Here is a 17,397-nt window from a genome sequence, read left to right on the forward strand (position 1 = left end):
ATGTAAAATATTCAGTGGATGGAAGCCCGGCTCAGCATCACGGTCCCGGCCACGGCCTCCGCAACAAAGAAGGCCAGCAGCAGCCATGGCAGAACAGCCAGCAGATCTTCCAGCCGGATGGTCTCGAGCGTCGGCCGCAGAGACTTGCTCGGTGCCAGCAGACAGACGCCCATGAAGAGCGCCCAGAGAACCAGGGCGCCGGCGGACCGGAACACCTGCACAATCGCACAGAGAAAACAGGCGGTGCTGACCGCCAGGAACAGCATGGCCGCCCAGCCCCACCAGGGAATCCGGAAGAGCAGCATCGAGCCGAAGCCGTCCCACCGGAACGCCAGAACGGTTTCGCACAGCAGCGGAATTACCAGAAGCAGAGCCGAGAAGAGGAGCCCCGCGCCCCAGGCCGCCGCCAGAATCCGCCGGCGGGAAATGCTCATCTCAACGCCCAGCGACCACCCGGTGCTGAACAGGGAGATGGAAGCCAGCAGATTGAGGATCATGCCGAACAGCAGAAGCAGAAGGGACGGAACGCTCAGCAGTTCCTTGAAATCGGCCAGAGCCAGTACAGGAAAGAGAATCTGCATCGCCGCCACCGCGAGAACGGCCAGCCCGGCCTCGATGAGCAACAGCGGCATGAAAAAGGGGAGCTGCAGCCGGACCAGATTGAAGGTAAGACACGGGAGAGACGTGTTTTTCATGGAACATCACCTCACAACAAACAGCATCATCCGATGCCGGTACAGCGCCGCCACTCCCAGCACAGACACCAGGACCCCCGCGGACAGATACGGCAGCAGGGCCGTTGCCGTGTCCCAGATTCCCACCAGGACGGTCAGGAAAATGCCGACCAAAAGAAGCAGGACAAAGACGGCGGTGGTCACCAGCTTCTTCACATTGCCGACCGGCAGGCAGTCTGCCAGCAATGCCATCTGCCCGCAGAGCAGCCCCACCAGCAGCGCAAAGAGAAGGCAGGGGACCGTCAGGAACGGCAGCTGCTTGGCATCAAAACTCCGGGAAAAAACCGTCACAAGGGCCGCCGCAACCGCCTGTGCCGCACAGAATCCGAGGGACCCCAGCTCAATGCACCAGAAACAGTGCAGCCGTCTGGCCCCCATCCCCACAGCGGCGTTGGTCCAGTCCGAGAGGCTGGGCACAGTGACCCAGGACAGGATGATCAAGAGAAACGGGAAGATCCGGACATAGGACCCGAACAGGTTGTCCAGCGAATCCGTCCACCGCACGCCGATGCAGACAATCAGCGCAAAGCACAGGATCACGGCGTAGGATTGCAGAAAAATCGGTGTGTAAAGCCGCAGCGTATGGCGCATGACTCATTCCTCCCCGTGGCCGCACAATGCCACAAAGGCATTCTGCAGATTCATTGTGGAAACTTCCAGCCCCGGCCGGCCGCTCAGCTGTTCCAGCATCTGCGGATCTCCGCGGACGGCGACCATTTTGTGCCGTCCCAGCAGCTGCGTCTGCAGCGGCGTCAGACCATAGTCCGAGAGCGCTGCATCGATGATCTCCTCCGGCCCGGACAGATACCGGAACCCGTTCACAAAGGCGTCCACGGGGCTGTCGGCAACCACCCGGCCCTCGTCCAGCACAATCACCCGCTCAAAGACGCCGGCGGCCTCCTCAATGATGTGGGTCGAGATGATGAAGGTCCGGTTGGTCTCGGTGTAGTCCTCCACCAGCAGCCGGTAGAACTGTTCCCGCGCCACCACGTCCAGCCCGGCCACCGGCTCGTCCAGAATCGTGATGGGGGCACGGGAGGCCAATGCCAGAATGATGGTGACCATGCTGGACTGGCCCTTGCTCATCCGGAAAATCTTCTTTTTGCGGTCCAGGCCGAACTTCTCGACCAGACGGTCGGCATAGGCGCTGTCCCAGTAAGGGAAAAACAGACTGCCCGCCCGCAGATAATCCTTGACCCGCAGACTGGACGTATTGCCGTTGGTCATGGTGACGTTCAGCTCGCGGGAAAAACAGAGGTTGCGCAGGGCGTTCTGGTTTTCCCAGACCGGCTCCCCGTTGTAGCATACCGTGCCGGCGTCCATCGTATTCTGCCCGGTCAGGATGCTCAGCAGTGTGGTCTTGCCAGCGCCGTTGCGCCCGATCAGCCCGTAGATGCACCCCGGTTCAATGGTCAGGTCCAGGTCCTGCAACACGGTCAGTTTGCCGTAATGTTTGCAGACGCCCTGCGCCTGCAAGGTGTTTTGCTGTGTCATAGTGACTCCTCCTTTGCCTGTGCCTCCACCAGACGAAGCAGCTCGTCGGCAGAGATCCCCAAACTTTTGGCTTCCTCCACAAGGGCCGTTATTTTTTCGCGCGCAAACACTTCCTGCCGCCGTTTGCGCAGGGCGGCGGCCGCGCCGGGCATCACAAACATGCCGATCCCGCGTTTTTTGTACAGCAATCCGTCATCCACCAGCCGGTTGATGCCCTTGGCCGCGGTGGCCGGGTTGATCCGGAACACCCGCGCCAGTTCGTTGGTGCTCGGTACCTGCTCGTCTTCTGCATATTCACCGCTCAGGATGCCGTCCTCCAGCATTTTGGCGATCTGCCGATAGATCAGATGCTGGTCATTCAATATGCCATTCACTGGCCTGCCCTCCTTTTCTCGGAAATCCGGTAAGGAACCGCAGTAGGTTCTATGGTTCATTACTTCTGTAACTAACCATAGCACATAAAGCTGCCCTTGTCAATCCCCGGCACAAAAAAAGCCCCGCACACAGGGTGCGGGGCAGAGGATCGCTCAGACCAGATGCAGGTGACGGGGGACACCGTCAATGTAGATGGGCGTCAGTTCCGCCTGGATCAGCGGGCGGGCATACCGGGCAAAATCGTCGGTCAGATGCATGCCGTCCGGGGTAATCCAGCTGTCGGGAACCTTCTTTTCGAGGTTGGCTACCTTGGAGACATCGACCATCTCGGTCTCGGTGCGGTACGGCTGGTCGGAGATGCGGCGGATGGCGCACATCTTGCCGGTTTCGCCGTGGGCAGCGGCTTCCACCGAGGCGCCGCCGACCTGATAGGCCTCGGTGATGTCGGTGCGGCTGGCCAGATGGGAGGCGCAGCGCTGCAGCGTCGAGAACTCGATGGCGCGGGTCTTGCAGCCCAGCCGGACGCGGATCAGGTCGGCCAGATACCGGCTGGTGCCGGACAGAATCGCCTTGTGGCCGAAGGCGTCTAGCTGACCGGCCGTGCTGACCAAGTCGCACAGGAAGACGCCGTCACGGTTCTTCACGCCTTCGCTGGCGGCAATGATGACGTTGTGGCGGGTCTTTTCCAGCTCGGATACCCGCTGCAGGAAGACATCCTCGTCAAAGGGACGCTCGGGCAGCAGGATGATGTCCGGCCCGCTGCAGTCCGCACCGGTCGCCAGACTGGCCGCACCGGCCAGCCAGCCGGTGTGACGGCCCATGATCTCGGCCACCGTGACGCTGCGGATGTCGTAGACGCTGGAATCGCAGATGACTTCCTTCAGAATGGTGGCAATGTACTTGGCCGCACTGCCGTAGCCCGGGGTGTGGTCGGTGTACATCAGGTCGTTGTCGATGGTCTTGGGCACGCCGATGAAGCGGATCTCGCTGTTGCGGGCCGCGCCGTAGGCAGCCAGCTTGGCGATGGTGTCCATGCTGTCGTTGCCGCCGATGTAGAACACCGCGCCGATGCCGTACTTGGCAAAGAGCTCAAACAGTTTGAGGAAGGGGCGCTCGTCGGTGTCGGGGTCGGGCAGTTTGAAACGGCAGCTGCCCAGATAGCTGGAAGGCGTGCGTTTGAGCAGCTCGATCTCCATCTTGTCGCCGAGATACTGGTCAAGATCGACAATCTTGCCTTTGAGCAGGCCCTCGATGCCGTACTGCATGCCGTACACATGCGCCGCACCCAGCGCCTTGGCGGATTCATAGACACCCGCCAGACTGGAGTTGATGACGGCGGTCGGCCCGCCGGACTGCCCTACGAGTACATTGGTTGCCCATGCCATAGAAAAATCCTCCCTGTATTTTCCCAGCCGCGCGGCGCGCGGATTCCGTAAATGCCTGCGGGGAACTTCCCCTTATCTTATTCATTGTATGCGATTGCGCGCAATTTGGCAAGATGTTCAGCGCTGCAGGCCGCCGATTTTATCCAGGGCAAAGAGGGCGGCGCCCAGACTGCCGCACAGCTGGCTGTATTCGCTCACCGCAACAGAGGCGCCGATGGCCTTTTCCAGCTCCTCCACAACGCCGCGGTTGCGGGCCACGCCGCCCGTCATCATATACCGCGGACCGCCGCCGGCGCGCCGCACCAGGGAGGCCGTCTTGGTGGCCACGCTCTTGTTCAGACCGTGGATGATGTCGGCCGGGGCGGTGCTGCGGGCGATCAGACTGACCACTTCGCTCTCGGCAAAGACTGTGCACATGCTGGAGATCGTCACGTCCCGCTTCCAGGACAGGCCCAGCTCGCTCATCTGGTCAATGGGCATCTGCAGCGTGCGGGCCATCATCTCCAGAAACCGGCCGGTGCCGGCGGCGCACTTGTCGTTCATGATAAAGCCTTCCACGGTGCCGTCCTCGCCCAGACGGATGACCTTGGAATCCTGTCCGCCGATGTCAATGACGGTGCGGATGCCCGGGTCCAGGAAATGGGCGCCCCGCGCATGGCAGGTGATTTCGGTAACGGCGGAACCGTCCTGACCCAGGAATTCCCGGCCGTATCCGGTGTACACACGCGCACCCAGCGCCGATTCGGGGATGCGCGCTTCGGCCAGCGCCTGTTCCAGCGCCTTGCGGGCACCGGTGGCAGCGCCGGCGCCGGTCGGCACGATGGCCGACCCGCAGATGTGTCCGGCCCGGTCCAGGATCACCGCATCGGTGCTGGAAGAGCCGCTGTCAATTCCCGCCACATATTCCGCTTCCGGATTCACTTGAATTCCTCCTTCGTTTTGGTTCGGTACGGCGTGCAGACTCTCGGCAAAGGCACCCAGTCGGGTGCGGAGCTGGCCGCTGCCGCCGGTATAGGTCTGGCGCGTGCAGTCCGTCTCAAATTTCAGGACCGGCACGCCGTAGCTCTCCGGCGAGGTAAAGCCGGGAGCGTAGTAGTCACAGAACTGCATGGTGTGGTACAGAATTCCCACGGTGTCCTTGTCCACCAGCGAGGCCCGTGCCTCGGCGGGAACGTGCATCCGCATGCAGGGCGTCTGGCCGAGCAGGGCTGCCGCATACGCGGGCAGAAACTCTTCCAGCGCGGCGGCTTTCACCGTCTTCACCGACCGGTTGCCGGTGCAGGTTCCGTCCTCCACCGGCAGCGAAAAGGCCTTGCGCACCGTATCGGCCAGCACACTGCCGCCGTGGGCACCCAGCAGCGTCAGATGAGGCCCCGAAACCTTTTCCGCCTGGGTGAAGAAGGACTCCGCCCGGGCAGGGTCAAAGTCCCGCCCGGTGGCCTGATGCAGCGCCTCGGCGAACTTGGCCAGGTCGCGGGTCAGCCGGGCCTGCGCAATCTCATCGGACTGATGGGGCACCGGCAGCAGATACAGGAACTCCATCTTGCCGCCGGCCTTCAGCACGTCGTACACGCGGCGCATGGCGTCGCAGCAGTCCGTCAGGACCAGCGCCCGGATGTCGGACTGTTCAATCTGTTCCAGCACGGCCTTGGCATAGCCGCACAGGTTGGCGTGGGCGCAGCGCTCGGCGCAGGAAAAACTCTCGGCCAGCGGGTCCAGGGCGGAAAACTCCAGCCCGTAGCCGGCAATCAGTTCCAGCGGCGCGTATTTGCAGGAATAGTACAGGGTTTTCATCACTTTGCCTCCTTCTGGGCCCGCAGCATCTCCAGGAAGGCCCCCAGACGGGTGGCCGTCTGACCGTCCGAAGTGTTCGCACGGTCGCAGCCGTCGCCGTCCAGCAGCAGAACCGGGATGCCGGCCTCTTCAAAGGCGCGGCGGAACAGCTGGGCGGACCCCATCGTCTGCTTGCAGCCCCACTGGCAGAAGTAAACCACGCCGTCCAGCTTCTGGGACCGGCAGAGCTCCAGATCCCGGCGGATGCGGTTCTCCGAGCTGCCGTTGAAGCTGTTGTACACCAGACGCCGGGCCATGCTCTCAAACGGATGATCGGGGTCCATGACGCAGTCCAGCGTGTCGATGTTCATGTCGCAGGTCACGATCTGGACATCCGGCGCAAAGTTGAACATCTCCCGCACAGGCGCCTGGAAGAAGGGAATCGTATGGGCCCACAGCAGCCGCAGACCCTTGCCGGCGGGCGCGCTCTTCAGGTCATCCCGCATCTGCCGCGCATAGCGCAGGGCCTGGGGCGTGCCCAGCAGCGGATGGGTCAGAAAGACTTCGTAGGATTCCGAGGTTACATCGGTCGGCAGAGCGTGATCAACTTTGGCGGCCTGAATCTCCCGCAGCAGCGACAGGGTCTCCCCGCTGCGGCCGACAGCGTCGGACAGCAGGGTCTTGTCCAGATGACGCCCCGTCACGCGTTCCAGGAAGGAGGCAAACTCCCGCAGCTGGTCGGCCACATCCCGGACTGCATCCTCGTCCCGGTCATACGGGATGTCCAGATAGAAGGACGGAATCTTGAGCTCCTGGGCGATCTTGCGGAAGGTCAGGTTGTTGGCGTCGCAGGCCAGGGAGGTGCACGCCGTAAAGAGCGGGCGTCCCACGGCGCCGGACAGCCCCAGACCCAGCAGGGCCTTGTGGTAGCTGCACAGCGTGGGGGAGACACCGGCATTCTCGGCATAGCGGATGAAACCGCGCTCCGCTTCCGCACCGTTCAGGTAGCAGGCGGCCGCCTCCGCGAAGAAGGGAAGAATATCAAAGGCCTGCAGCAGCTCGCAGGGCATAAAGACATTGACAATCGCCGAACGGCCCGGGTGGGCCATCGGTCCGATGATGGTTTCCATGGCTGCCTGGGCAGCATACTGCCGGGCAGGCGGCAGGCGCTTGTCGGGCGCCATGGCCAGCTGCACGCTCTTGACCCGATACCCGGTCAGCAGCAGTGCTCTGGCAAGGGTGGGGCGGGGAATGGCCCGCTCCACCGTTTTCCCGAATTGTGTGACAATCTGAGACATGATACAGTCAGCTCCTCAATCTTGCAGAACAAACTTTTCAATCGCTTTGGCAACACCGTCGTGGTTGTTGTCGTCGGTGATGTAATCGGCCGCCGCCAGCACATCCGGCGTGGCGTTGGCCATGGCCACCCCAAGCCCGGCCGCACGGACCATCGTCAGGTCATTGCCGGAATCGCCGCAGGCCATGACCTGATTCATGGACAATCCCAGCGTCTCGGCCAGCAGCTCCAGGCCGCGGCCCTTGCTCACGCCGGGGGCGTTGATCTCCATGTTGTTGGGAATGCTGGAGGTAATCTCCACATCAAACCGGTCCGCAACGGCCTTCCAGGCGGCGTCGCGGGTGGCGGCGTCGGGGTAGGCGATGCTGAATTTCTCCACATCGTGGGGGTAGAGCCGGAACAGTTCGTGCATATCCTTCACGACGGTCCGGCTGCTGCGCAGGTACGGATGCAAAGAGGCGGGGAAAAACTGCAGGGCGGCTTCGGAACTGAACTCGTCGGTGTAGGAGCGCCCGTTCACAAACACGCTCAGCGCACCGCCCGAATGGGCCACCAGATCGTAGATCGGCCCGGTCAGTTCCGCCTTGAAGGGCAGACCGGCGATGCGGCGGCCGGTGGCCAGTTCCACCACGCTGGCGCCGTTGGAGGTCAGCGCATAGCGTACCCCCGGCAGCTTGAGAAATTCCTGCGGTACGCCCGCCACGGTCCGCCCCGTGGCAGGAATCACGTCCACGCCGCGGGCAATGGCCTGCTGCATGGCCGTCAGCGTGCGGGCCGTGATCACTTTTTCATCATTGAAAACCGTACCGTCCAGATCCAGCGCGATCAAACGAATGTCCTGCATAGAAATTCCCTCCGTCAATATACAGCTTCAACAAAGATTTTAGCGCATTTTAAGACACTTTGCAACAGTGCCCGGCTGTACAATGGGGCAAAAATGTGGTAAACTGAGGTGCTGTCAGTCCCAATAGATCCCCGGGGGAGATGTCTTTGATGCACAAAACCGGACCGGCTGCCGCCCGCCTGTGGCAGATCGATGCCCTGCGCGGCCTGGCATTGCTCAACATGATTGTCTACCATGGTCTGTATGACTGGGTGTATGTGTTCGGCCATCCGGTGGCGTGGTACGATATCTGGTCGCCCCACTGCCATGTGTGGCAGCAGTATATCTGCTGGAGCTTCCTGCTGCTGTCGGGCTTCAGCGCCGTGATTTCCCGCCGCCTTGTGCGCAACGGCCTGCTGACGGCGGGCTGTGCGGCGGTGCTCACGGCCGTCACGCTGCTGGTGATCCCCGAAGAAAAGATACTGTTCGGCGTGCTGCATCTGCTGGCAGCCGCCATGCTGCTCACCACACTGCTCCGTCCGGCGCTCGACCGGATTCCGCCGCTGGCCGGCGCCGCGGGCTCGGCACTGCTGTTCTTTCTGCTCAACCAGTTCCCTTACGGGCAGCTCGGGTTTGAGAACCTCTGCCTTGCGGAACTTCCCTCCGCGTGGTATCGCTGCAACTGGTTTGTTGTGGGACTGCCCGATCTGAGTGTTTTTTTCTCGTCGGATTATTTCCCGCTGGTGCCCTGGCTCTTTCTGTTCTGGACCGGCTACTTCCTCGGCCGGCGGTTCTGGCCGGTGCTCCGCCGGTACATGACCGCCCCGCCCCGGCCGCTTGCGCCGCTGTGTGCGGCGGGCAGCCGGACGCTGCTGATCTATATGCTCCATCAGCCGGTTCTTTACGGTATACTGTGGCTTTGTGACCGCGCGGCGGTACTGGCCGGATAACACCGGCAAAGTCCTGAACTTTTTATGAAATTTTGTAAAGTTTGAGGGAACTGACCAAAACGCGGTTGACACAGGTGGGCAAAGTATAGTATAATTTCAGTTACTGGTTGATTGTTATTTATTGACCGGCAAACTCCTGTCTCAGACCAAGGGAGGGAAAAAGATGTCGGAGATCCGTGTCAAAGAGGGCGAATCCCTTGAGAGCGCCCTGCGCCGTTTCAAGCGCAGCACTGCCCGCAGCGGTGTTCTTGCCGAGGTGCGTAAGCGCGAGGCCTATGAGAAGCCGTCCGTGCGCCGCAAGAAGAAGTCCGAAGCCGCCCGCAAGCGCAAGTACAAGTAATCCCGGAACCATCGCAGCGGCTACGCCGTCGTTTTCGATAACCGTGTTTACCAACAGGAACGGCAGGAACAGGTCCGCACAGCGGGCCTGTTCCTTCTTTTTTTTGTTCAGTTAAGGTGTTTTGTGTATGCTGCTAACCCCAGAGTATATTTTCCGATCCATCGAGTGCATCACGCCGGAATTCTTGCAGAACCATGGCATCACGGCCCTGGTCCTGGATGTGGACAATACCCTGACCGGCGACGGCAGCCAGACGCTGGAACCCTCGGTCTGCCGCTGGCTGGATACCATGCGTAAGGCGGGCGTCAGCCTGACCATCGTGTCCAACAATACGGCACGCCGCGTCCGGCCGTTTGCCGAGCGTGTGGGTCTGCGCTGGGTTCCGCTGGCCGCCAAGCCGCTGCCCATCGGGCTGTCGGTTGCCCGGCACCGTCTCGGCGTCAGCAAGCACAGCATGGCCATGGTGGGGGACCAGATCTTCACCGACCGCCTGGCGGCGGGACTGTACGGCATACCCTGCCTGTACACGATGCCCCGCGGCGAGGATACCCAGCGCGGTGTGCGCTGGAAGCGCCGGTTTGAACCCCACTGGATTGCACAATATTATAAGAAGGGCGGGAAACTGTATGAGTGATCGGCCGCGCTTTGGCCCGGCGGGTCTGTCGGACAGTTACCCGGCCAAAAAATTCGACCCCGAACAGATGGCCGCCTACACGGCCTCCTTCGGACTGACCGCCTTTGAATACCAGTGCGGCCGCGGTGTGCGGCTGGCGCAGGACAAGGCCCGGGCGCTGGGAGCCGCCTGTGCGGCGCACGACATTGTCCTGTCGGTCCATGCGCCCTACTATATCAGTATGAGCAGTCTGGAGGAGGACAAACGCCTGCACAGCATTGACTACCTGCTGCAAAGCTGTGCGCTGGTGCGGGCGCTGGGCGGACGCCGGGTGATCTTCCATGCCGGCAGCTGCGGCAAACAGTCGCGGGAAGCGGCGCTCGAGAAGGCGATGGACACGATGGCCCGCGCCGTGGCGGCCGTGGATGAGGCCGGCTACGGGGACTGCATCCTCTGCCCCGAGACGATGGGCAAGGTCAACCAGCTCGGGAACCTGGACGAGGTCCTGACGCTGTGCAGCGTGGACCCGCGCATCACCCCCTGCATTGACTTCGGGCATCTGTATGCGCGCAGCCAGGGCACCATCCTGTCCCAGCAGGCGCCAGAGGATTACGCCGCCATTCTCGACCGCATCGCGGCGGCGCTGCCCGATGAACGGGCCCGCAGCTTCCATGTGCATTTTTCCCGCATCGCCTACACGAAAGGCGGGGAAAAGTGCCATCTGACCTTTTCCGATACCGAGTACGGCCCGCCGCCCGCGCCGCTGATGGCGCTGCTGCGCAGCCGCGGCCTGACGCCCACGGTGATCTGTGAATCCGCCGGAACCCAAGCGGAGGACGCTGCCGTGCTGGCCGAATTGTATGCGCAAAGCTGACTTTTGCGCAAAAAATGATGAAAACTCCCCCCAAGACTCTTGCATTGCCCGGGCTTTTCGGGTAAAATGGTTACAGGTATGGACTACTAAACAATTTTTCAATCATTGGAGGAATCCCTATATGATCTCTGCAGGCGAATTTCGCAACGGTGTGACGTTTGAACAGGACGGCCAGGTTCTTCAGGTCGTCGAGTTCCAGCATGTCAAGCCCGGTAAGGGCGCTGCCTTTGTGCGCACCAAGACCAAGAACGTGATTACCGGTTCCGTGGTCGAAACCAGCTATAACCCCACCGCCAAGTTCCCTCAGGCTTTCATTGAGCGCAAGGAAGTCACCTACTCTTATGAGGATGGCGGCCTGTACTACTTCATGGACAACGAAACCTACGAGCAGATCCCCGTGGCCGCCTCCGACGTGCCCGAGAACTTCAAGTTCTGCAAAGAGAACGAAGTCTGCAAGCTGCTGTCCTACAAGGGCAAGGTGTTCAGCGTTGAAATCCCCAACTTCATCGAGCTGGAAGTCACCGAGACCGAGCCCGGTGTGAAGGGCAACACCGCCACCAACACCCTGAAGCCCGCCAAGGTTGAGACCGGCGCCGAGATCCGTGTGCCGCTGTTCATCAACGAAGGCGACAAAGTCCGCATCGATACCCGCACCGGCGAGTATATGGAGCGCGTCTGATGAATCTTTGCCGGGCCGCACGGCTGACGTGCGTCTGCCCGGCTTTTTATGTTTAAAAGGAGGGTTTTCCCATGGCTATGGACCTGAATGCAAAGGCCGCCTATATCCGGGGCCTGATGACCGGCATGGAATTTGATCCCACCAGCAAGAACGGCAAGATCATTGCCGCCATGATGGACCTTCTCGAAGAGATGGCCGCCACCGTCACCGAGCACGACAATGCGCTGGATCAGGTGTACGATGAGCTGGATGCGCTGGATGAGGATATGGATGATCTGGTCAGCGATCTGTACGACCTCGACGATGACGAGGAAGACGAGGAGGACGGCGAGACCGAGTATGAGGTCACCTGCCCGAACTGCGGTGCCGTGAGCACGGTGGACGAGGAGACCCTGATGAACAAGGAACTCGTCTGCCCGAACTGCGGCGCGTCCTTTGACGTTGAGCTGCTTCCCGAAGACAACGAGGAAGCCGCTGCCGAGGAGCCGGAGGAAGAGCAGCCCGAGGCTGACGAAACCGCGCCCAAGAATATCCGCATCGACTGATAGATGCTCCATTCCCCCGCCAGGCAGGCTTTGTCCCGCTGGGCGGGGGATTTTTTCAACAAGAAAGAAGGTTCTGATGGAAAACCTGCTTTCCGTCCTTGTGGTGGTGCCCTTTGTGCTGGCGGCCGCCGTGGCGCTGTGGCGCCTCTTCGCGGGACCTGCGGGCGGCGGAATGCGCACCCACGCCCTGCCGCCGCCCGCCGGCCAGTTCCGGGTGGGCCTCTGTGTGCTGATCTGGTGCGGCGTGCTGTGGTGCATCCTGCTGGTCTGGGCTGCCCGGCAATGCCCGGGCCTTCGCCCCGGCGCCGCCATGTGGGAGTATTTCGGCGTCAACAATGACACCCGCCACTACCTGAATATTGCCCGGTACGGCTACGGCACCCAGGACCTTGTGGAGGGCCGGCATCTTCTCATCGTGTTTTTCCCGCTCTACGCCTGGCTGCTGCGCCCCTTTGTCTGGCTGGGGGAAAACCTCTGGTTTGCGGGCATGGCCCTCAGCACGGCCTTCACGGTCTGCGGCGCGGTGCTGCAATACCGCACCGTCGCCCGGCTGCTCGGCGAACCCGCCGCCTGCGGGACCGTTCTCTTCCAGTTCCTGATTCCCGGCAGCTTTTTCTTCGTCATGCCCCAGACCGAGGCCCTCTTCTACTGCCTGAGCTGGGCTTTTCTGCAGGCACTGCAGGATCGCCGCCTCGTCCGGGCCGGGCTTTTCGGACTGCTTGCGGCACTCTGCCGCGCCAACGGTGTGCTGCTGGCGGGCTGTGCCGCGGCCCTGCTGATCCTGCATCTGCGCCAGCACAGGCACCCCTCGCCGTGCTGGAGCCTGCCCATTTTGCTGCCCTTTGCGGGGTTCGGTGTCTACCTGGCCATCAATCAGGCCGTCTACGGCAACCCCTGGCAGTTTACCATCTACCAGCGGGAAAACTGGAACAACGGCCTCGGATTCTTCGGCACCACCATCCGGACCCTCTGGAATGCCTGCGGCTACCTGGAAGGCGGGGTGCGGATCTATATGGCAGGGTGGGGGATTGCCGTGATGCTGGCCGAGGTGCTGATTCTGCTGCTGGCCTGCCGCCGTTTGCCGGTTCCCTGGCTGCTGCTCGGTCTGGCCGGTTTCGCGCTCGCCAATGGCCAGATCTGGCTCATCAGCGCCCAGCGGTATGCACTTGGCATCGCGCCGCTGGCCCCCGCACTCTGCACCATCACCCCGCGCGAATCCCGCAGGGGAGCGGTCGCCGGCGCCCTGGCCGTGCTCTGGCTGGTCTATTTCGCCGCGTTCCTGCGCCGGGACGGAATCTACTGAATTGTGAACAGTCTGTAAAGACTGTTCTTTTTTTTGAAAAGATACTTGACTTGGTCAAGTACATGCGTTATACTTGACCAAGTCAAGTGAAGGAGGTGAACAACCGGTATGTTCAGAACATTCTCATTTTTTACCACGCTGCTGTACAAGGACTTTTCTGCCTATACGGCACAGCGTCTGCAGGAACTGGGACTCAGTTTCGGAGCGCTTCCGTTTCTGGTGTTTGTGGGCAAAAAGCCGGGCTGTACGCCGACTGAACTGACGAAAGCGCTGCGGATGGACTGGGGCCACTCGCAGCGGACCATCACCCGCCTGGCCGACGGCGGTTTCTTGACCAAGGAGAAAAGTGCCGACGGCGGGCGGACCTATCATCTGCACCTGACCGAGAAAGGACAGAAAGCCTTTGAGGTCAGCCATGAAGTGTTCTACAGCTGGGATGAAGAGACGCTGTGCACCCTGAGCGAGGAAGATCGCACCCACCTGCTGGAGATCCTTCAGAAAATCCGAGAGGCAAAACAGGAACGCTATGAAGTATGAAACCATTGGCAGCCCGATCTCCTACGGCGGACTGCAGCTGAAAAACCGGATCATCTTTGCGCCGACTTCCATGGGCCTGACGCAGGACGAATACTTTGAAAAAATCCGCCGCATCGCCGCCGGCGGCTGTGCCATGATCATCATCGGGGACGTGCCGGTCCTCAAGGGCGGATTCGGGCCGTCGCTGTACACCCGCAAAGGCTTTGCATTCTACCGCCGCCTGGCCGAGATCGTCCACAAGGAGGACTGCCGCATCTGTGCGCAGCTTCACCAGTCGGACTCCAACCTGGCAGCGATGATCCGTTACCTGCCCGGGGTGCTCACCCACAAGATCAGCATGCAGGACCTGCGGGTTCTGCTCAACCAGCAGGTGGGACCCTACATCACCGGCATGCCGGTGCGCAAGATCCGCAAAATCACCGAGGGCTTCGGCAAGGCCGCTCAGCTGGCCCGTCAGGCCGGTTTTGATATGGTGCAGGTCCACGGTGACCGGATGTGCGGCAGCTTCAGCTCGTCGGTCTTCAATCACCGCACCGACGAGTACGGCGGCAGTGCCGAACACCGTGCCCGGTTCGCCGTCGAGTGCGTGCAGGCCGTGCACCGCAGCGTGCCCGATCTGCCCATCGACTACAAGCTGGCCGTCCGGCAGGAAAATCCGCACTACGGCAATGCCGGCGTCCTGGTGGAGGAGCTGTCCGTCTTTGTCCCGCTGCTCGAACAGGCGGGCGTCACCAGCTTCCATGTCACGCTGGCCAACCATTCCAACCTCGAGGATACCATTCCCGGGGCCAAACATCCGCAATTCTCGGCGGAAGGCTGCTTCCTGCCGTTCTGCGATGCGGTGCGTCAGTACACCTCGCTGCCCATCTGCGGGGTAGGCGGTCTGACGTCGCCGGATTTTGTGGAAAAGCAGCTGGCCGACGGCCGCATCGACTGCGCCGCCATGTGCCGTCAGCTCATCGCCGACCCCGACTGGGTCAACAAAACCCTGCACGGTCAGACCGGTGACATCCACCGCTGCCTGCGCTGCAACCGGAAATGCCTTGGCGGCATCCAGCAGCACCAGGGCGTCCACTGCATCTATGAAGGAGGAAACAGAACATGACGTACGCCATCGTTTACAGCAGCCGCACCGGCAATACCCGGATGCTGGCCGATACCCTGCACACCACCCTGCCTGCCGGGAGCTGCCTCTATTTCGGGGAACCCGCCGCCGAGGCGCTGAACGCCGACCGCCTGTATGTGGGATTCTGGACCGATAAGGGCACCTGCGACGCCGACACCGCCGCCTTCCTGAAACAGATCCGCGGCAAGGAGGTGTTCCTGTTCGGCACGGCAGGTTTCGGGGCAGACCCGGCCTACTATGACCGGATTCTCACCAATGTCCGCAAACATCTCGACAGCAGCGTCACCGTCCTGGGCGGCTATATGTGCCAGGGCAAGATGCCGATGTCGGTCCGTGACCGGTACGAAGCCATGCTCAAGGCGCCGGTCCATATGCCCAACCTGCCTGCCATGATCGAGAACTTCGACAAGGCATTGACCCATCCCGATGCGGCGGATCTCCAGGCACTGGCCGCTGCGGTACACAAGGAGGAAACCAACGTATGAAAAAAACGACAACGCTCTGGCTCTGGACGGCCTTTGTCCTCTGCATCTGCACAACCATCCTCAATGCTTTCAGCGGACGCTGGCTGACCGTCGCGGTGGCGATCATCTCGCTGGCCGGACTGGCGTCGCTGCTGTTCCAGCATAAAAAACGCGGCTTTCAGGTCGTCTGTGTCTGTGCCGTGTTCTCCTTCCTGATTGGCGCCGTGAGCAGCATCCTCAACGGGATGAGCGCTCCGCTCGCCATCGGTATGTCGCTGTTCGGCGCAGCCCTGGTTCCGGTCATCACCGGCCTGGTCCTGCGCAGTGAATGGAATATCCTCCGATAAGGTTCCTCCCTTATCAAAAAGCGCATCGCTCCGCAAGGGGCGATGCGCTTTTTTTTCAGGCATTCAGCATATAGACGGCGCCGTACAGGTTGAACAGCATGGCCATTCCGCACAGGGCCCAGCCGCCGGTTCCCGGCCGCCGCCCGGACGGTTCCCGCCCCAGATACCACAGCAGGATCAGAGGGAAGAGATCCACCAGATAGCGGGCTCCGAACTGCCAGCCGCCCAGCGTGCGGTGCATGCAGGTCATCAGCGTCACGGCCAGACAGCAGCCTGCCAGCAGCAGACCGTTGCGGGGCAGGGGAGCGTCCTGCGCCGCAGGCAGCGGATGCCGGCGCTGCGCCACCCCGGAGCAGAACCAGTACAGGAACAGCGGGTTGGCCACAAAGAACAGAAACCCGTTGAAGACTTCAAAGTGGAGCTGCAGCCGGCTGTCCAGCGTGACGGGACGAAGCAGCTGCAGCAGATTGGGCAGCAGGTATTCCAGATTGAACTGACCGGTTTCCTCGCGCTGGAACTCCGGCAGATAGTTGTGACCGAATTCTAGCACCGACCCGAACCGCACAGCGTTGTAGGCCATCATGGCCGCGGCCACCAGCGCCACCGGCACCGCCGCCGCAGCCAGCCAGCGCCGCGGGACCCGGCCGCGGTATGCCCGCAGCAGCAGGGAACAGCCCCACAGCGCCAGCAGTACGGCGTAGAAAGGCCGGCATCCGACCGCCGCAGCCAGACACAGCCCGGCCAGCGCCTGCCCCCAGGCGCTGCCGCACAGCGCCCAGAAGATGCCCCAGACCGCCAGGGCAAAGCCGCAGACCTGGGCAAGGAACCAGACCCCGCCGCTCGTCGAGAGCCAGAACAGGTTGGACCCCATCAGACAGAACAGCGCAAAGAAGGCCGCCCGGGACGGCTCGGCACCGCGCTTCCAGAAGCAGGCGTACACGCCGGCGGCCGCCAGCAGCCCCCACAGCGCAATGAACAGATTGCTGGGCACCGCGCTGCCGAACGCCGCCGCCCAGGGCAGCAGCAGAACAGCCGGGACCGGCGGAAAGGACTGATAGTAGCGGCCGTTGTAGATGGCCAGCTCCAGCCAGGAATAGGATTCCCCGTCGGCAATGTAGTTGCGTCCGGCCAGCCAGTTCTGCGCCTGAAGGGTGTAGCTGTCGTAGGGGTTGGGGTCCAGCAGTGTGCCGCCCGCCAGCGAATGAAAGAGCAGCAGCGCCAGGGCATACCAGCACAGGACGGTGGCCAGGGCGGCTGCATGGTCACGGAAACGGTGAGAGGAGGGCATCAGTCTACACATCCTTTGATAAAAAATCGGCCCGGAAGCGGCAACGCAGGCGGTCAAGACCCCTTTTGCCGAAACTACCGGGCCGTCAAACAGAACGGTTACTTCTTTTCGTTTTTCATCTGGCTGCGGAGCATGATGTCCCCGAAGGACAGCGCATTGAACAGCCCGCCGGATTTGTTGGCCTGGCGCACCACGCGCTCCGGCAGCGATTTGGTTTCATCGGTGGAGAGCAGCACAATATGGACCTTGTCTGCAACATCCGCACCGTTTTCCTTCTTGGTGGTCAGAACCTGCAGATAAACCACATACGGGTCCGTCATCGAACCATAGTAAATATCGTTGCCGCAGCGCACGAGAGGCCGCCCTTTATACGTGAGTTTCGGAGTAAAAGCCATCGGTCAAACCTTCTTTCGGATTCATTCACATTAGTATTATAACATGGGGGCAAAG

At 61.7% G+C, this 17,397-nt stretch carries 21 protein-coding genes; 11 read left to right on the forward strand and 10 right to left on the reverse strand.

The genetic code is table 11. From position 1 onward, the window contains the following. Positions 1-11: 11 nt before the first annotated feature. The 8 genes from U0L91_RS01850 to U0L91_RS01885 all read right to left on the reverse strand — a co-directional run bounded on the left by U0L91_RS01850 (position 12) and on the right by U0L91_RS01885 (position 7,902). Complete coding sequence (locus U0L91_RS01850) at positions 12-695, reverse strand: hypothetical protein (protein WP_330044389.1); 684 nt, start codon at positions 693-695, stop codon at positions 12-14. Between the two features lie 6 nt (positions 696-701). Beyond that, the gene (locus U0L91_RS01855; protein ID WP_330044391.1) at positions 702-1,325 is read right to left on the reverse strand and encodes a hypothetical protein; all 624 of its coding nucleotides are present in this window, start codon (positions 1,323-1,325) and stop codon (positions 702-704) included. Between the two features lie 3 nt (positions 1,326-1,328). Further along, a complete protein-coding gene (locus tag U0L91_RS01860) occupies positions 1,329-2,228 on the reverse strand; it encodes an ABC transporter ATP-binding protein (protein WP_330044392.1) in 900 nt (299 codons plus the stop codon). Next, positions 2,225-2,602, reverse strand: coding sequence for a GntR family transcriptional regulator (locus U0L91_RS01865; RefSeq protein ID WP_330044393.1), 378 nt, complete (start codon positions 2,600-2,602; stop codon positions 2,225-2,227). Before U0L91_RS01865 ends, U0L91_RS01860 begins: the two co-directional genes overlap by 4 nt. Before the next feature lie 153 nt (positions 2,603-2,755). Beyond that, positions 2,756-3,988: a 6-phosphofructokinase gene (locus tag U0L91_RS01870; protein ID WP_330044395.1), complete on the reverse strand. Its 1,233-nt coding sequence runs from the start codon at positions 3,986-3,988 to the stop codon at positions 2,756-2,758. 117 nt (positions 3,989-4,105) lie between these two features. Beyond that, on the reverse strand, positions 4,106-5,782 hold the full coding sequence (locus U0L91_RS01875; RefSeq protein WP_330044397.1) for an acyl-CoA dehydratase activase: 1,677 nt from the start codon (positions 5,780-5,782) through the stop codon (positions 4,106-4,108). Beyond that, positions 5,782-7,059 (reverse strand): 2-hydroxyacyl-CoA dehydratase subunit D, encoded by a 1,278-nt coding sequence (locus tag U0L91_RS01880; RefSeq protein ID WP_330044399.1) that lies wholly within the window; start codon positions 7,057-7,059, stop codon positions 5,782-5,784. The genes U0L91_RS01875 and U0L91_RS01880 overlap by 1 nt, the downstream gene beginning before the upstream one ends. Before the next feature lie 15 nt (positions 7,060-7,074). After that, the gene (locus tag U0L91_RS01885) at positions 7,075-7,902 is read right to left on the reverse strand and encodes a Cof-type HAD-IIB family hydrolase (protein WP_330044401.1); all 828 of its coding nucleotides are present in this window, start codon (positions 7,900-7,902) and stop codon (positions 7,075-7,077) included. A 149-nt stretch (positions 7,903-8,051) separates the two neighbouring features. Here U0L91_RS01885 and U0L91_RS01890 point away from each other — a divergent pair, with 149 nt between their 5' ends. The 11 genes from U0L91_RS01890 (at position 8,052) to U0L91_RS01940 (ending at position 15,659) form a co-directional block, all read left to right on the forward strand. Further along, a complete protein-coding gene (locus U0L91_RS01890; RefSeq protein WP_330044403.1) occupies positions 8,052-8,831 on the forward strand; it encodes a heparan-alpha-glucosaminide N-acetyltransferase domain-containing protein in 780 nt (259 codons plus the stop codon). 163 nt (positions 8,832-8,994) lie between these two features. Beyond that, the gene (gene rpsU, locus U0L91_RS01895; protein WP_087170910.1) at positions 8,995-9,171 is read left to right on the forward strand and encodes a 30S ribosomal protein S21; all 177 of its coding nucleotides are present in this window, start codon (positions 8,995-8,997) and stop codon (positions 9,169-9,171) included. Between the two features lie 127 nt (positions 9,172-9,298). Next, complete coding sequence (locus U0L91_RS01900) at positions 9,299-9,805, forward strand: YqeG family HAD IIIA-type phosphatase (RefSeq protein ID WP_330044409.1); 507 nt, start codon at positions 9,299-9,301, stop codon at positions 9,803-9,805. Next, positions 9,798-10,658, forward strand: coding sequence for a TIM barrel protein (locus U0L91_RS01905; RefSeq protein WP_330044411.1), 861 nt, complete (start codon positions 9,798-9,800; stop codon positions 10,656-10,658). The genes U0L91_RS01900 and U0L91_RS01905 overlap by 8 nt, the downstream gene beginning before the upstream one ends. Before the next feature lie 121 nt (positions 10,659-10,779). After that, a complete protein-coding gene (gene efp, locus U0L91_RS01910; protein ID WP_330044412.1) occupies positions 10,780-11,337 on the forward strand; it encodes an elongation factor P in 558 nt (185 codons plus the stop codon). Positions 11,338-11,408: 71 nt separating this feature from the next. Then, positions 11,409-11,882 (forward strand): CD1247 N-terminal domain-containing protein, encoded by a 474-nt coding sequence (locus tag U0L91_RS01915; protein ID WP_330044414.1) that lies wholly within the window; start codon positions 11,409-11,411, stop codon positions 11,880-11,882. 76 nt (positions 11,883-11,958) lie between these two features. Continuing rightward, a complete protein-coding gene (locus tag U0L91_RS01920) occupies positions 11,959-13,185 on the forward strand; it encodes a hypothetical protein (RefSeq protein ID WP_330044415.1) in 1,227 nt (408 codons plus the stop codon). Positions 13,186-13,293: 108 nt separating this feature from the next. Then, entirely contained in the window at positions 13,294-13,722 is a 429-nt protein-coding gene (gene bilQ, locus U0L91_RS01925; protein ID WP_330044417.1) for a bilirubin utilization transcriptional regulator BilQ, read from the forward strand. Then, complete coding sequence (bilR, locus tag U0L91_RS01930; protein WP_330044419.1) at positions 13,712-14,827, forward strand: bilirubin reductase; 1,116 nt, start codon at positions 13,712-13,714, stop codon at positions 14,825-14,827. Before bilQ ends, bilR begins: the two co-directional genes overlap by 11 nt. Continuing rightward, positions 14,824-15,333 (forward strand): flavodoxin family protein BilS, encoded by a 510-nt coding sequence (bilS, locus tag U0L91_RS01935; RefSeq protein ID WP_330044421.1) that lies wholly within the window; start codon positions 14,824-14,826, stop codon positions 15,331-15,333. Before bilR ends, bilS begins: the two co-directional genes overlap by 4 nt. Then, positions 15,330-15,659 (forward strand): hypothetical protein, encoded by a 330-nt coding sequence (locus tag U0L91_RS01940; RefSeq protein WP_330044423.1) that lies wholly within the window; start codon positions 15,330-15,332, stop codon positions 15,657-15,659. The genes bilS and U0L91_RS01940 overlap by 4 nt, the downstream gene beginning before the upstream one ends. 55 nt (positions 15,660-15,714) lie before the next feature. On the opposite strand, the gene U0L91_RS01945 is transcribed toward U0L91_RS01940, so the two are convergent. Beyond that, the gene (locus U0L91_RS01945; protein WP_330044425.1) at positions 15,715-16,947 is read right to left on the reverse strand and encodes a hypothetical protein; all 1,233 of its coding nucleotides are present in this window, start codon (positions 16,945-16,947) and stop codon (positions 15,715-15,717) included. Positions 16,948-17,045: 98 nt separating this feature from the next. Continuing rightward, positions 17,046-17,342, reverse strand: a complete 297-nt coding sequence (locus U0L91_RS01950; protein WP_330044427.1) for a hypothetical protein — start codon at positions 17,340-17,342, stop codon at positions 17,046-17,048. Positions 17,343-17,397: the final 55 nt, after the last annotated feature.

Source organism: Gemmiger sp. (assembly GCF_036306485.1).
Classification (GTDB): Bacteria; Bacillota; Clostridia; order Oscillospirales; family Ruminococcaceae; genus Gemmiger.